This window comes from Streptomyces sp. NBC_01520 (assembly GCF_045040375.1).
In the GTDB taxonomy this organism is placed as follows: Bacteria; Actinomycetota; Actinomycetes; order Streptomycetales; family Streptomycetaceae; genus Streptomyces.
The window spans coordinates 6422622-6438090 of sequence record NZ_CP109404.1; the positions used below are offsets into that span (position 1 = coordinate 6422622).

10 protein-coding genes and 2 pseudogenes are annotated in these 15469 nt (G+C 67.1%); 6 read left to right on the forward strand and 6 right to left on the reverse strand.

Features of this window, described 5'->3' with window-relative positions; genetic code table 11:
- Positions 1 to 509: 509 nt before the first annotated feature.
- From OG524_RS28985 to OG524_RS29010, 6 genes and pseudogenes are all read left to right on the forward strand, one after another.
- Complete coding sequence (locus OG524_RS28985) at positions 510 to 4178, forward strand: S8 family peptidase (RefSeq protein WP_405811950.1); 3669 nt, start codon at positions 510 to 512, stop codon at positions 4176 to 4178.
- Positions 4175 to 4819, forward strand: coding sequence for a hypothetical protein (locus tag OG524_RS28990; RefSeq protein WP_405811951.1), 645 nt, complete (start codon positions 4175 to 4177; stop codon positions 4817 to 4819). Before OG524_RS28985 ends, OG524_RS28990 begins: the two co-directional genes overlap by 4 nt.
- A gap of 383 nt (positions 4820 to 5202) precedes the next feature.
- Entirely contained in the window at positions 5203 to 6219 is a 1017-nt protein-coding gene (locus tag OG524_RS28995; RefSeq protein WP_405387764.1) for a helix-turn-helix domain-containing protein, read from the forward strand.
- Positions 6220 to 6266: 47 nt separating this feature from the next.
- Positions 6267 to 6452 (forward strand): annotated as a pseudogene (locus OG524_RS29000) (PTS fructose transporter subunit IIA); the annotation flags it as partial.
- 289 nt (positions 6453 to 6741) lie between these two features.
- Positions 6742 to 8137 (forward strand): annotated as a pseudogene (locus OG524_RS29005) (nucleobase:cation symporter-2 family protein).
- A 264-nt stretch (positions 8138 to 8401) separates the two neighbouring features.
- Entirely contained in the window at positions 8402 to 9778 is a 1377-nt protein-coding gene (locus tag OG524_RS29010; RefSeq protein WP_405387763.1) for an IS1380 family transposase, read from the forward strand.
- 1110 nt (positions 9779 to 10888) lie between these two features.
- Here the strand turns inward: OG524_RS29010 and OG524_RS29015 are convergent.
- From OG524_RS29015 to OG524_RS29040, 6 genes are all read right to left on the reverse strand, one after another.
- On the reverse strand, positions 10889 to 11545 hold the full coding sequence (locus tag OG524_RS29015) for a contact-dependent growth inhibition system immunity protein (protein ID WP_405811952.1): 657 nt from the start codon (positions 11543 to 11545) through the stop codon (positions 10889 to 10891).
- A gap of 13 nt (positions 11546 to 11558) precedes the next feature.
- Complete coding sequence (locus OG524_RS29020; RefSeq protein WP_405387761.1) at positions 11559 to 11858, reverse strand: RNase A-like domain-containing protein; 300 nt, start codon at positions 11856 to 11858, stop codon at positions 11559 to 11561.
- A 58-nt stretch (positions 11859 to 11916) separates the two neighbouring features.
- Complete coding sequence (locus OG524_RS29025; RefSeq protein ID WP_405811953.1) at positions 11917 to 12477, reverse strand: hypothetical protein; 561 nt, start codon at positions 12475 to 12477, stop codon at positions 11917 to 11919.
- Positions 12478 to 12574: 97 nt separating this feature from the next.
- Entirely contained in the window at positions 12575 to 13144 is a 570-nt protein-coding gene (locus OG524_RS29030) for a hypothetical protein (protein WP_405387759.1), read from the reverse strand.
- Positions 13145 to 13163: 19 nt separating this feature from the next.
- Complete coding sequence (locus tag OG524_RS29035; protein WP_405811954.1) at positions 13164 to 14939, reverse strand: RNase A-like domain-containing protein; 1776 nt, start codon at positions 14937 to 14939, stop codon at positions 13164 to 13166.
- Positions 14939 to 15244, reverse strand: a complete 306-nt coding sequence (locus OG524_RS29040) for a WXG100 family type VII secretion target (RefSeq protein WP_283518897.1) — start codon at positions 15242 to 15244, stop codon at positions 14939 to 14941. Before OG524_RS29040 ends, OG524_RS29035 begins: the two co-directional genes overlap by 1 nt.
- Positions 15245 to 15469: the final 225 nt, after the last annotated feature.

The window sequence follows — 15469 nt, forward strand, 5'->3', positions numbered from 1 at the left end:
CGGAACCGGCATCAACCGCCGCTGAAGCTCATTCAGGTGCGGGAACGCACCTGGAATTCTGCTGTCGGCAAGGCCTGGGCGCCTTCCGGTATGTCTGTAGCGCAATAGCGAAGGTCGAGATCGAAAGCAACAAGTTGTTTCCCGGAATTTAATAACTTCACGACCTCGGGTCTTTATGTGGCCCCGGCCGTCCTTCCTTCCGGGAATTCTCCGGGGGTTGGATTGCCGGGGAATCGCCGTGCATCTCGAAGTGGCACTCCGTCACGCCCGAACAGCATCGTCAGGGCGGCGTGGTGGTTCCCCGTCGGTTGTCCGGGCGGCCGCTGTGGCGGGTTTCCGACAAGGAAGAAATACGACACTGTCCATCAGTTGTCTTTGCCCATGTCAAGCCTGAGTATCTGTTTGACCTGTCAAGGACTTCTTGGACACGACAACTAGGAGCAGCTTGTGCATTCAAAACAGCAGATTTACGGCGAAACTCAAAGAACTGCATCTCAGGAGGCCTGGCGATGAGGCGTTTCGGGCAACGGCTCGCCGTCGCGATCACCGGCATCACCGTCCTCGGGATGGCCATACCGACCTCGGCGAATGCCGCCGACCCCACCCCCGCCCCGTCTGCCCCTACCACCCTCAAACAGATCCTGCCCACTTCGGTCGCCGACAGCCTTCTCCGCACTGCCGCCGGAACTCAGGCAAAGCTGCCACTGACGCTGGTGACCGGCGACAAGGTGCAGATCGGTGTCACCGCGGACGGGAAGCCGGTCGTCCACGAGATCGAGCCGGCACCGCGACCCGGGAACGAGTCGGTACTCTTCCAGACCATCACCAAGAGCGGCCAGGTCTACGTCGTACCGGACGACGTGTTGCCGTTGCTCCATGCCGACCTGCTGGACTGGGAGCTCTTCAACCTTGACAAGCTGGCCGCTTGGGCGGCCGAGGGTACGACCGGTGAGGTCCCGGCGATCGCCGCGTACACCGGAAAGACCAGCGCTCGGACGGCGCCGACCGCCGACGGTACCAAGGCCAAGCGCGTCCTGAAGAGCATCAACGCCCGCTCGATGACCATCAAGGGCAACGGCCAGTGGTGGCGAGAGGTACGGGAGAAGACCGCCGGCAAGTCCGCCTCCGCCGCTCGGGCCGTCGGCCCGCTGGCCGGAGTGAAGAAGGTGTGGCTGAACGAGCTGACGAAGATTCAGCTCGACAAGTCCGTACCGCAGATCGGCGCGCCCGCCGCCTGGAGCCGCGGCTACGACGGTTCAAACGTGAAGGTCGCGGTGCTGGACAGCGGCATCGATGCCACCCACCCCGATCTCGCCGACCGGATCGCCGAGGCGGTTGACTTCACCAACAGCCCGACGGGTCCGGTGGACGAACACGGACACGGAACCCATGTGGCGTCCACGATCGCCGGCACCGGAAAGGCCTCCGACGGGCTGCGTCGCGGTGTGGCGCCTGGTGCGGAGCTGCTCATCGGCAGAGTCTGCGGTCCGGACGGCTCGTGCCCCGGCGACGCGATCATCGCCGGCATGGAGTGGGCCGCCCAGTCCGGTGCCGATGTGGTGAACATGAGCCTCGGTGGCCAGCCCTCCGACGGAACGGACGCGCTGAGCAAGGCGGTCAACAAACTCAGCCTTGACTACGGCACCCTGTTCGTCATTGCCGCGGGCAACAACGGACCGACCGCCAAGACGGTCGGGTCGCCGGGTGCCGCCGACGAGGCGCTGACGGTCGCGGCCGTGGACAAGAGCGACCAGATGGCCGCCTTCTCCAGCCGCGGGCCTCGGGTCGGGGACGGGGGGGCCAAGCCGGACATCGCGGCTCCGGGCGTCGCCATCGCCGCAGCCCGGGCCAAGGGCACCGCGATGGGCACGATCGTGGACGACTACTACACGTCCGCCAGCGGCACTTCCATGGCCACCCCCCATATGGCCGGCGCCGCGGCGATCATCGCCCAGCAGCACCCGGACTTCACGGGGCGGCAGATCAAGGCGCTGCTGATGGCCACCGCCAAGGATCTCGGGCACGACCTGTACGCGCAGGGTGCCGGCCGGGTGGACGTGGCCCGTGCAATCGATCCGAAGATCATCCCGGACGGGAGCCTGAGCTTCGGCCGATCCGAATACCCGCATTCGCCGGCGTCCAGGACGGTCACCTACACCAACTGGACCGACGAGCCGATCACGCTCACGCTTTCCGCCTCGGCCTCCTTCTCGGGCAAGCCCGCGCCGGCGGGGCTGTTCACGCTCAGCGCCAACCAGGTGACCGTGCCCGCCAAGGGTTCGGCCGACGTGACGGTGACCCTGGACGGCAAGGTGGTGGACGATTCCGGGCAGTACGGCGGATACACAGGCGCCCTGACCGCCGAGGACAGCACGGGGACGACGCTGGGAACGTCGCGGATCTCGGCGTTCCTGGAGCCGATCCGTCACGACCTGACCATCAAGGTCATTCCTCCGGCCGACGCCACCGACATCCGGTACGGCAACGCGCTGATCGTCCCGATGCACGAGGACAAGCTGCACCTCTACGAGGACCCGGAGGTGGCACCTGGTGGCGAGACGATCAAGACCAAGGTCTTCGCCGGCACTGTCGCGTCGTCACTCACGATGACGTGGCGGGACGCGGCCGGTGAGCTGCACAGGGCCGCACCGATGGCACCGCAGGTGCAGGTCACCGGGGCGACCACGGTGGAGCTGGACTTGCGGAAGGCCAAGCCGATCAGAGTGAACGCCCCGGAGCTGACGGAGACATACCGCGCGGCCTTCCAAATCCAGCGGACCTCTGTGGACAGCAGCTGGGGGCTTACCGCAAAGCTGGCCGGCACCTACGGTCCCGGTGAACCGAACTGGTGGGCACTGCCGACCAGCGAGGTGAGCCTCGGCACGCTCTCCTTCAACAGCCAACATGTCCTGGTACCGCCGTCGGTAACGATGAAGGTCACGGGCAACGGTGACTCCTTCGACCTGGACGCCCGCTACGCGACGCCGGACGCCTCCATCCACGCCGGCACCCAGCAATGGAAGGAAGACGGGAGGAACGTGAACCGCCTCGTGCAGTCGACGATCCCCCGACTGCCCACCAACGGGCAGAAGCCCGTGGTTTACGCGGGCACCGGCTCGGCCGAGGAGCTCGCCAAGGTCGACGCGACGGGTGCGCTGGTGCTGGTGCGGCCGACCGACATCTGCAAGACGACCTGCAACTTCACCGCACTCCGTGAGCGAGTGGCGGCGGCTGCCGCGGCGGGCGCGGTCGGGGTGCTGGTGACCGGCGAAACCGATCGGGTCACCCTGGAGTCGTACGGGACCCGGCTCTACAACTGCGTGAACGGTCCGGACAGCTGCCCGCCGGTCGAGCCGTACGCAGCATTGCCGATCGTGACGGTACCCCCGGCCGAGGCCGCCACGCTGATCCAGCGGATCGGGGGCGGGGCGGCGCCCGGCGTCCAGGTCGAACTCGGCGGCAACAGCGAGGTGTCGAAGAGCTACGCGCTGGCGTTCAGCACCAGCGGTCGGATCCCCGCCAGCCTGCCGCACCAGGTCGTGCCCGAAGAACTCGACCGTGTCAACCACCGTATCCACGCTGACCGGCCCGGGGCGACTACCTACTTCGGCTGGAGCCGGACCACCGACGCCGGCCCGGTTGTAGCGGACATGGACCTGCCCAAGCCGGCCAGCCAACGGCAACTCACCACGTGGGTCACGCGGGACGACAACGCGGTAGACACATTTGAGCTGGCCACCAGGCAATTCGTCGCGCCGTCCGTGCTGACACTTGCATCGGACCCTGGCGAAACTCAGGACCTGGCGCTCGACAAGAAGAACACGATCGACTGGAACTCGGGGCCGTCCCTGCCTGGCGCGGTGCCCCAGGTCCGCACCAAGTCGGGCTTCACCCACAGCACCGGTCTGCCGTGCGCCGGCTGCCGCGAGGCCGACCGTTTCTGGCCAACCATGTACCTGACCGGCAGCGGAGGCGGCCGCCAGGCCGTGATCGGCGTGGCCAATGCAACGATCTTGTTCCCGCTCCTCTACGGGATGGACACCTGCAGCACCTGCGACGTCAGCCTCTCCAACCAGGCCGGCGACGAACTCGAGCAACGGCTCGTCCCGCTCGAGTTCAACTTCCAGCTCGGCGAGCCCGGCAACGCGCCGGACCTGGTGTCGGGGAGCAAGCAGTGATGACCGAAGCGAGGAAGGAGACCGGTCCGATGAAAGCGACCGCGCCATCGAGGTGGCGCCGGACAGTGAACCTGGCGGCGCTGACAGCCGTAGGGGTGCTTGCGGTGGCGGGTTGCGGTAGTGGTGACGTCATCACGTATGACCTGCCTGCGCAGTCAGCCCGCTACTCGTTCGAGACGGAAACCAACGGGGTCAAGACCGTGTGGGAGTACATGTCCGACCGGCCGGCCAAACCTGACACGCCGACGTCGCAGCCGTGCATCGCGGACGCCATCGTCAAGGATCCAGGTAAGTGCCGTCCGGAGCCGTTGATCTTCCTGCGGTACGACCTGGGCCTGGAACTGGACAACACCGCCAAGACCGGCGGTCTCCACCCCATCACCGTCACCGGCTACTACCAGGATCGGCTCAGCAAGCCACCGACCGTGACGGAGTTGCGGGTCGAGGCCAGCGTCGACGGCGGCAAGACCTGGCAGCCGGCGATCACCACCCGGGCCGCCGCGCAGAACACGTTCACCGCGCAAATCGAGCACCCGAAGCGTGACCAGGCTCCCGGAGGAGTCGGACTGCGGATCACCGCGACCGACAGCGCGGGGGACACCGTCAAGCAGACGATTCCCAAGGCGTACCAACTGCGCTGAGGTGAACCGATGAAGCGATGAACCCAACCGGAGGGCCGCGACCGGGGCGAGACGTGAGTCTCGCCCCGGCCGTCTCTCGCGTATTCGGCGAAGCCTCGCCGAATACGGGCAGGGCCAACGGTCGCAGATCGTTTGCCAGTACTTGCCCGCCCCGTCGGTTCCCAGCAGTCCAGATCGTGGGGCCCCGCGCCCGCGCTGACGATCCGGCCCAGCGCACGCTCGTCCAGGGCCGCCAAAGCACGGAGAGCCGAGGAGCCGAAGGGCCGCCCCGCGGGCCCGATCGCCCATTCCCGCAGGCAGCCGCCAGTTCGCTGACCGGCCATCAGGGAATCAGATCAAACCCAGCCAAATAGCCAGGGCCGACCAACTTGCGGAGGAGCACCATGCTGTCGGACGTGCTGGGACTAAGCACCGCAGAGTTGGAGACCTACCGCGCGCTCATCTCGGTAGCCTCCGCCACTCCCGCCGAACTCGCCGAGTCCGTCGGCCGCGAAACCCGCCAGGTCGTGGGCATCCTCGGCGTGCTCGAAGGCCGGGGACTCGCCACGCGCGGCCTTGACGACACCACCCGGTTCGTGGCCTCCCCACCGGCGGCGGCGCTGCAGGCACGCCTGGGCCAGCGGCAGAACGAACTCAAGCAGGCGGAACTCGAACTCGACTCCCTCGACAAGATCTACCGCTCGGCGGCCCTCGGGCGCGGCGTCGGTGACGTCATCGATCTGATCCACGGCACCGAGGCCATACGCGAGCGTGTCGGACAAATACAACTCGGCGCACGGAAAGAGGTCATGAACTTCGTCAAGGCGCCGGTCTTCGTGGTCGGCAACAGGACCGACGGCGCTGTCATCGCGCGCGGTGTCCGTTACCGCGTGGTGGTCGAACGCCCGATGCCCAAAGGTGCGATGCTCGATGAGGGAGTCCCGTCGTTCGACGAGATCGTCCAGGCGCGGGTCGCAGGAGAGGAGGTCCGATTCGCCGAGATCGTGCCACTGAAACTCTTCATCGTAGACCGTGAGTTCGCCATTGTTCCGCTCCTCGGTCGAACCGATGCCGCACCGGCGGAAGCCCTGCTCGTGTACTCGAGCAGCCTGCTCGACGCGCTGGTAGCACTGTTCGAGTCCGAATGGGAGAAAGCGACGCAGTTCGTCACCTCTGCCGGGGCCTTGCAGAACGCGTCCGGCATCGAAGATCTGGATGCACAGATCCTCAGCCTGTCGCTGACCGGCCTCACCGACCAAGCGATCGCCGCCCAACTCCACAGCTCCCTGAGAACGGTGCAGCGCCGGGTCCGGCACCTGATGGACGTCGCGAAGGTGCAGAATCGCATACAGCTGGGCTTCCAGGCGGCTCGGCTGGGCTGGCTCGAAGCCGAGCACGACGCACCCGGACCACATGAGTAACCGCGACCGCAACTCGTTGGGCAGGGGTGCGGGGTGGCGCTGCCCGTCGGAGCGCTGTGCTGACGGTGAAGGCCATGTTGGCCGAGGGCGACCAACTGCCCGACGGCGCGCGGCTGATGGACGCGCCATTCGTCGAGGGTGCGGTCGCCGCACTGGTGACCGCGTCGGCGGGCGGCGATCTGGCCGCGGTGGAGGCGGCGGCCGTGGACGCGTACGACTACCGCAAGGTGTGAGCGGGTGCAGGCCGTCCCGCGCGTTCAGATCACCGTGCGGACCGCGCCGGTGAGCGTAGTTCTTGCTCCGGCGTGGAACTTATCGGGCTGCTGGAACTCTCCACAAGGGCGCCTTCGTAACACCTCCCGCGCCGCCCCGCGCCGGACGCCACGCGGACGGGTCGCACAGGACCCGGCGGGTACGACACATCCCGGCAACAGACACGCAATCAACAAATTGTTTAAAGCCCTTACGGTCTGGTGCTGTTGGGCCTTCTCCGTCCCCGCCCACCCGTCCTTGGAGCGCCCCGTGGTGTCCGCAACACCCGTACATCCCGTCGACGCGGTTCCACCGATACGCCAACTGGCGGCCTCCGGGCTGCAGCATGTGCTGGCGATGTACGCCGGCGCGGTGGCCGTGCCGTTGATCGTGGGCGGCGCGATGAAGCTGCCGCCCGCCGATCTGGCCTATCTGATCACCGCGGACCTGCTGATCTGCGGGGTGGCGACCCTCATCCAGTGTGTCGGCTTCTGGCGCTTCGGCGTGCGTCTGCCGATCATGCAGGGCTGTACGTTCGCAGCCGTCTCGCCCATGGTGCTGATAGGAACGGAGGGGGGCGGGCTGCCGGCCATCTACGGATCCGTGATCGTCGCCGGACTCGCGATCGTCCTCCTCGCCCCGGTGTTCGGCCGGCTGCTGAGGTTCTTCCCGCCGCTCGTGACGGGCGCGGTGATCCTGATCATCGGCGTCTCGCTGTTGCCGGTGGCCGGTAACTGGGTGGCCGGCGGCGCGGGTGCGCCGGACTTCGGCGCTCCGAAGAATCTCGCCCTGGCGGGCTTCGTCCTGGTCGTCGTACTGGCTGTCCAGGGCTTCGCGCCGGCCTTCCTGAGCCGGATCGCCGTGCTGATCGGTATCGCGGTCGGCCTGGCGGTGTCGGTGCCGTTCGGGTTCACGGACTTCGACGGGGTCGGGGACGCGCACTGGGTGGGCATCAGCACGCCCTTCCACTTCGGCGCTCCGACGTTCCACGCCTCGGCGATCATCGCGATGCTGGTGGTGGCCCTGGTGACGATGACGGAGACGACCGGGGGACTTCATCGCCGTCGGCGAGATGACCGACCGCAAGGTCGAGCCCCGCGCCCTGGCCGACGGCCTGCGGGCCGACGGTCTGTCCACGGTCCTCGGCGGCGTGTTCAACACCTTCCCCTACACGGCGTTCGCCCAGAACGTGGGCCTGGTCGGTATGACCAAGGTCCGCAGTTGCTGGGTGGTCGCCGTGGCGGGCGGGATCCTCGTCCTGCTCGGGCTGCTGCCCAAGCTGGGCGCCTTGATCGCGGCGATTCCGGCTCCGGTGCTGGGTGGTGCGGGCCTGGTGATGTTCGGGACCGTCGCGGCGAGCGGCCTGCGGACCCTTGCCCAGGTCGAGTTCAAGGACAACCACAACCTGACGATCGTCGCCGTCTCGGTGGCGATGGGTGTGCTTCCGGTCGGGGTGCCTACGCTCTACGACCAGTTCCCGGCCTGGTTCCAGACGGTGATGCACAGCGGGATCAGCGCGGGCTGCCTGACGGCCATCGCGCTGAACGTCCTCTTCAACCACCTTCCCTCGAAGGCGGGTTCACCAGTGGCCACCACCGCACCGGTCGGCGTACCCACCAGCCGCGGCGAGGAATCCGTCCAGAAGGCCGGAGATCAGCGCGTCTGAACGTTCCAGGCGCGGTGGAGCCCCCGGCCGCACCTTGGGTTCCACCACCGGTGCGGCACCCTCCGGAGGGTGCCGCACCGGTGGTGGCTCAGGCTGCCGGGACGAGCACCGCCCCGGCAGCGATCAACTGCTACACCCCTAGCCTCGCGCTTTCACGAGGTGGGCTGTCCAGGAGTTGATCAGAAACACGGAAAGTGCCCTTGACCTGCATCGATAGGACTTGCTGAGGGTCCTGTTGGCTGCAAGGAAAAGAGCACTTTCCAGGTGAGAGAGCGTATCTCGTCGTACCCACGTGTCCGTGTCCAGGGAGACGGTCGGCAGGTGGTCTCGCAGGCCGGTGCGGTCCTGCTGCTGGAGACGGTCCGCAAGACGGGCCTTGACCAGGCGATATCCGCAGCTCTGGCTCCGTGGCGGAAGCCGCGGGCCGTCCACGATCCCGGCAAGATCCTCCTGGACGTCGCCATGGCGGTCGCACTGGGCGCGGACTGCCTCGCGGATGTCGCCATGCTGAGGTGTGAGCCGGCGGTCTTCGGCCCGGTCGCCTCCGACCCGACCGTCTCCCGCCTGATCGACACCCTCGCCGCCTCCGGCGAGAAAGCCCTGCACGCCGTCCGGTCCGCACGCTCCGAAGTCCGTCATCGTGTCTGGTCGTTGGCCGGCGGGAACGCCCCGGACGCCGACGGTCAGGTCACCGTCGACCTCGACGGCGTCCTCGTGATCGCCCACTCCGATAAGCAGGACGCGGCCGCGACCTGGAAGAAGACCTACGGCCATCACCCGCTGACGGCATTTGTCGACCACGGACCGGGCGGAACCGGTGAGCCCGTCGCCGCTCTCCTGCGACCGGGAAACGCGGGCTCCAACACGGCAGCCGACCACATCACCACCGCCCAGCTCGCCCTGGCCCAACTACCCAAGTCCTACCGGCGGGGGCGCCAGACCCTGATCCGCACCGACTCCGCGGGCGGCACCCACGACTTCGTGGCCTGGCTCGCCCGGCGAGGACGATGGCTGTCCTACTCGGTCGGCATGACGGTCACCGAAGCGATCCACCAACACGTGCTGAATGCCCCCGCCCCTGCCTGGACCCCGGCCGTCGAGACCGACGGGGAGATCCGGGACGGGGCCTGGGTCGCCGAACTCACTGGTGACGTCCTGGACGGCTGGCCCAAGGGCATGCGACTGATCGTCCGAAAGGAACGGCCCCATCCCGGAGCCCAGTTGCGGATCACGGACGCGGACGGCATGCGGATCACGTGCTTCGCGACCAACACCCCTGACCGGCCGATCGCCGAGCTCGAGCTCCGTCACCGGCTCCGGGCACGGGCCGAGGACCGGATCCGGGCCGCCCGGGCCGCTGGCCTGCGCAACCTGCCCCTGCACGACAGCGCCCAGAACAGGGTCTGGATGGAGATCGCCCAGATCGCGCTCGACCTGCTGGCCTGGATGCCCATGCTCGCTCTGACCGGCCGGGCGAGGCTCTGGGAACCGCGTCGCGTGCGGTTCCGCCTGCTCTCCACAGCCGGCAAGCTCGTCACCACCGGTCGGCGCAGGATTCTCCGCCTCGCCCGGCACTGGCCCTGGACCGGCGAGATCACCGCCGCCCTTGAACGGCTTGCGCTCCTGCCCGACCCCGGCTGACCAGCAACCCACCGTCCCTGCGACAGCATCACCGCCCTGGGCAGTGGAACCCGGCGCCCACCCGACGCGGCAGACGGGCCACCGGCCTGCCCGGCATCAGCTCCAGAAAGCAAAAGGGTCCACCGACTCCGTCGGCGGACCCTCACGAAAGATCGAGGTTAGCGTCCCCGTACTGGTTGACCCGGCGGCAGGCGGTGCCCGCTGTCGCGAGGGCAAGACCTACCGGTCCCCGGCCGCGCCTGTTTTGCGGGAGCCCTGGATGCGGTGTGGTGTCCATCTTCGTGAGCGAGCGGCCGTCGCTCTCTGCGTCCCGCAAGGCTTCCAACGTCGCCTCCGCCTAGGTCCCGTAGGGGGTGACGATGCCGGTGTCCTTGCCCTCGCGAGCTGGTAGTCCACCAGTGTGCCCTGGCGATCAATGATCCGAGCGCTCGTGCAGGGGGCGCTAATCGTGGCAACCTGTTCCGTCCCGAGGAGGAGGACTGGACTGTTGGTCATGACGCTCGTTTGACGCTCTGGGCGTCAGCACGCGGTACTGCGACCCCTAAAAGGGGCTCTGAACTGGGCTTTTCCGAGACTCTCCCAGGCCGACATCTTTCCGATGACTTCGCACGTTGAGTGTGTGGCCATTCTTGAGCCTGTTGCGAAGGGCGTCTGACCTGCGGCTTTATGTATCAGGTTCGTTTCTCGACCCATTTCCCTTGTTAACAGGTCGATCGGTCCGAGGCGCTGTGTTCTGCGCCTTTGAAGCGAGAGCAATATCCAAGGTTGTCGCGGGGATTGCCTTGCGAACGTTCTTGACGCTCAAGTGACGCCCGCTTTGATCACCCGTTGAGCCTCTGAGCGCACCGAAAATGCAGTCGCCCAGGCCCGTCAGGAGCGCTCCCGGACGGCCTCTGTCGGTCCTGCCGTGCTGCGTGCGTACCCCAAGCGGAATCACCCGACACCGTGGCCTCGGAGCTGAGGCGCGGATGACCTTCAGTGCACCCCAGGAAGGTCAGCCGCCTGCGGACACTGACGGTGTGGCGCGCTGCCCCGTACGCCCTGGGGCGCTGTCCACGTTCGTGCCATCCTACGGTTGCGGAGCGCCCGTCTCCCGGCCGTCCCGCCGGATCAGACACCGGAGCGTGTCGCCGCCAGCGACTGGAACCAGGCGCCGTGGGAGAACGGTTCCGGCGGGCCCACCTCCATGCCGAGTTCGGCGGCGGCCAGGGCATAGTCCCCCTCGTCCAGGGGGAGGGCGAGCAACTCGTGCAGTTCGCCCACGAGGCGGGCGACCAACTGCGGGTTTGTGGTGTCGGCGTAGTCGGCGACCGCGGCGTCGTGGTCGGGAAACTCGTCGACGATGTCCTGGGAGAACCAGCCGCCCAGCAGTTGCGCGGTCTCCGGGAAACGCGCGTGCCACTCCCAGTGCGTCTGCGGGGACGATGGCTCCGGGACGTCGCCCTCCTCGATGCTTCTCTTCAGGTGGTCGGCCAGCACTGTCAGCCAGTCGCCGATGTCCGGCTGGGGCTTTCCGGTGTCCGGAATCGAGTAGAACTCGCCCAGCTCCTGCCGGATGCGGCCCGGAGGATTACGGCTGTACTCGCGCAGCTGTCGCTCCGCTTCCGCGATGGCAGAGGGGCGGGTGTGCCAGGTGTGACGGAGGTACGCGTCCAGGGCGCGACTGCGCCGCTCCGGGGTGTCGTCGGCCGGCTGACCCAGATACGCGCGCATCACCTGGTCCAGCTCGCCGTACCGCCGGTCGTGTTCGAGGGGCTTCATGGACATGTGCGTGCGACCCCTACAGGTAGAACGGGACGGTCGTGTGGACGACGAAGCCGAGCGGACTCGTCGCCTCGCGGCGCAGCACCACGCGCGCCGCGCGCACGTTGACGGGGCCGCGCCCGGCCAGCAGGTCGCCCTCCAGCTGGACCCGGCCCACGGGCTCCTCACGGGACGGCCAGGCTGCCTCGAGGGTGAGGCGGGCCCGGGTGTTCTGGGCGAGCCAGCGGTGGACGGCCTGTTCGTTGGCGGTCACCACCTGCTGGGTGGCCCACTGGGCGGTCTCCCGGTCGGGATAGGATGCGGAACGGGTCAGCACGGGGGCATCCTCTCAAGTTGCCTCGTCAGGAGCCGAACTCCTACGGTTGGCAGGCGGTTCAGTAGTCGGCGAAGTTCCAGAACATGCCCACCTCGGTGTCCGAGACGACGATCAGGCCGTAGTCCTCCGAGTACACGCTCAGCGGGCTGTACGCCCAGCCCGACGATGTGAAGTCGAGCGTGCCGCTCACGTGACCGGGCTTGTTGACGTTGGTGTGGAAGCTGGCGGAGTCTCCGTAGCGCGTGAGGATCGTGCGCGCCATCGCCCGGAGCTCCGTCTCGCTTTCGGCGAAGCGACTCAGGTTGGACAGGGTGCAGCGGTCGTCCGTAAGGGCGAGGAGCAGGTTCTCGGCACTGTCCCGATCGATCTCCTTGAGACGCCTCGCGATGTACTCCGGAGGGTGGGCGACGAAGGGATACGTGAGGCACGCCTCGCACTTCGGGTTCTGTGTCGCGTCATCGAGACCGGTCCAGCTGCGGGGGTTCGGGGCCCGTGCCATCAGAGCAAGGACGTCGAGGACCCAGTTCTCGTGGCGACGCGGGCCCGTGGCGTCGTACGGGTACGCGTCCTCGTACAAGTGGCGTACCGCGGCTTCCCAGGACGTCTGGTCCACGGACATGTGGTGCTGGCCTTTCTCGGCAGGGGTGCCAGGGTGTTTTCTGGTCGGGACACCCCCCGGGTCCCGTCAGCGTGGTCGCCGGCCCGTGTGCGTGTTCTCAGTTCGCGTTGAACGACCAGAAGATCCCGACCTCGTTCGAGTTCACGGCAATCAGCCCTAGATCCATCACATAGTCGGTGAAGGCCCTGCCGCCGGCGAGGTCATCGGCGAGGAAGTCCGGCGAGGCGGAGACCCGGGCCAGCTCCGAGGAGGTACGGAAGACGGCGTCGGTACCGAACCGGCTGAGCACCATCCGGGCGTCGGCCAGCACATCGTCACGGTCGACGCGCATCCGGACAGGGCGGCCCTCGAAGAACCACTCCTGAGTCAGAGAAGCAAGCAGCTCAGCGGCGGCGGAGGCCGTGACGGGATACGTCCACTCGTGTACCTGCTCGGCCGTGAGCGGAAGAAACGGAAAGGAAGGGCGCACGTTCTCACGCCCCTCCTTGTCGATCTGCCACTCCAGTGTCCGCCAGCCTCGCGGGTCGGTGGCCGACCGGTCCATGACGGCCAGGACGTCCCGCCCCCAGTCGTCGTCCCGTCGGGGTCCGGTCATGGCGAAGGTGTACACGTCGTCGAGGAGCCGTTCCAGCGTGGTGTCCCAGACAGTGCGGTCGATGGGGGTCATTCGGCTTCCGGTCGATCGGTCACGGGGCGGGCATGGACGTAAGGATGATATAGGGCGGATCGAGTCTGGAATCGTACTTCAGGATCGTATTCACGTTCTTCACGTCGATCGCCTGCGCGTTGAGTCCATGGTCTTTGTACCCGGTCCCCGGGATGGTATTGCCCGACCCGTCCGGAACGGGCGTGGGTTGCTTGGACACATATCGGCCGCTGACCTCGCCGTTGGGGGCCGGGCTCGTGAATGCCTGGGTCTTCCCCTCCGCAGGATTGGTGGCTAGCCATGCGTCGATTTGGGGCTGCTTCGTCCGCAGGTTGTGTTCCGTCAGCCGCTGCGCGGCGGCCATGTTGTCGAAGGACGACGAACCGCCGATCGTTGGTTTGCGTTGCTCGGGCCAGTTGTTGTTGTCGTCGGCCTGGTCGCGCAAGCGTTGAGCGAGTTGCTCGTCGGTCTTGCCGACGTGCTTTTCCAGAGTGTGGCCGCCCCCCAGGTACTCGTTGCTCGCAAGGTCGAAGGTATGACTGCCGGTGGAGCCCGCTTCGGTCCACCGTTGCTCATGTTTGAACTCGTCCAGGGCCCGGGTGCCGAAGCCATGGGCACGGGCGACACCGGCCTCGAACTTCGGAGCGCTCAGGTATGCCTCGGCCAAGGGGCCCTTCAGCGCCTCCATGCGGGTGGTCAGGCCCTCCAGGATGCCGGTGTACTTGTCGACGATCGCGTTCAGCCGGCCCGTGTTGATGTTCAGCACTGTCTTGACATCGAACGACAGGACCAGGCCCGCACCCTTACCGATCACTGTTGCGGCGGAGGTGAGGACGCTTCCAAGCCTCTTGGGCTTGGCCAGATCCTCGAGAACCTCCTTGGCCGCCTTCAGCATGGCCAGCTGGAGCTCGTCCGCGACATCTCGGTTGAGATCGACGGCGGCTTCCGCGTACTCGCGGAGGATGGTGGCGATGTCGTCGGCCGTGTCCTTGAGAACGGCCAGGACCGGCTCACTGCCCGTGGGAACCCGGGGCGTGCCCGGACCTGAGTTGGCGGTCTGCCCCCATTGGTAGCCGTGCCGCTGCTGCCCCCAGACCGTCCCTCCCCACAGGGCGCTGCAGAAGGTACGCATCGCGGCTTCCCAGTCGGCCTGCTGCGGGTTGGTTATGGCACCCACGGCCTGAGTGAGCTGGTCCGCCCCCAATGACGCGGTGATGGACACGTTCATCCAGCTGTGGCACAGGGAGTTCAGGTAGTGCTGCTGGGGGAAGGGGTGGACGTCAGCCACCCTTCCGACCCGGAACACGTTCTTGCACAGTGGCTGCAGAACGTCCCGGACGATTTCGGGTATGCCCTCCATCAGGCCGCGCAGGATGTCGTCGCCGCCGTCTTCGTCGCCCCACTTGATATCGGGTACCGAGTCGAAGTTCGGGGCCTTGTCGATGACCACGGGCCGCGGGCGCTGCTCGGCCGTCTTCCCCGGCTTGGGGTGGGCCGCCACATCTGCCCTGGTGTAGGCATTGGCCGTCTCGGTGAATCCGACCGCTACGCCGCCGACGCTGAGCACGGACCGGCCCCAGACCTCCAGCCAGCGATTGCCGATCCTCTTGTATGTCCGGGCGAACTTCTCGGCCTCTGTGCCGGCACCGCCTGCGTCCGGGTACTTGCCCAGCTCCTCGAGAAGCGTCTTGGCACCCCGTACCAGGAAGTCCTGCTGCGCGGCGACCCGACCGGAGACCGACCAGAGGTCGCTCGGCTTGACGTCGATGGTGCCGCTGCCACCTGGCGGCTGGGCGGGTGAGGAAGGGCCGGCCATCAGGCACCGCCTCCCCAGCCTTCGAGTACGGACCTGTTGGCCGCGGCGTAGTTCAGGTGCCCCTTCACCACGACCTCGTGGAGCCAAGCCTGGGTTGCCTTGAGGTCGCCGGCAGAGTGGCTCCACTTGTCCAGCTCGTCGATGAACGCTTCGCGTGCCTCACCGTCCCAGCTCAGCACGGCTTTAGCGGTCCGCTCGTACAACGTGTCCAGCTTCTCGTTGAGGACGCGGAGGATGCCCTCCAGGTCACCCGAAAGCTGTTGCAAAGTAGCGAAATTAACGGTGATGCGGTCCTCGTCCGGCACGGTGCTGATCCCCCTAGAAAACAGTCACCAATGATGCTATTCATCACCTGAGCGGAGTCCGTGCGGGCACCGGGTCGCCTGTCGGCCACATGTCTGCCTAATTCGAAGCCTGGCCCCTCAGTGGCAGAGGTGATGGAGGTGTCCGTGTGCGTGACACCCCATGCCTGTGAAGTTGTGTCCCTGTTGCTAGGGTTGGTCGGCTTGCAACACAGGTTCGAACGTGGG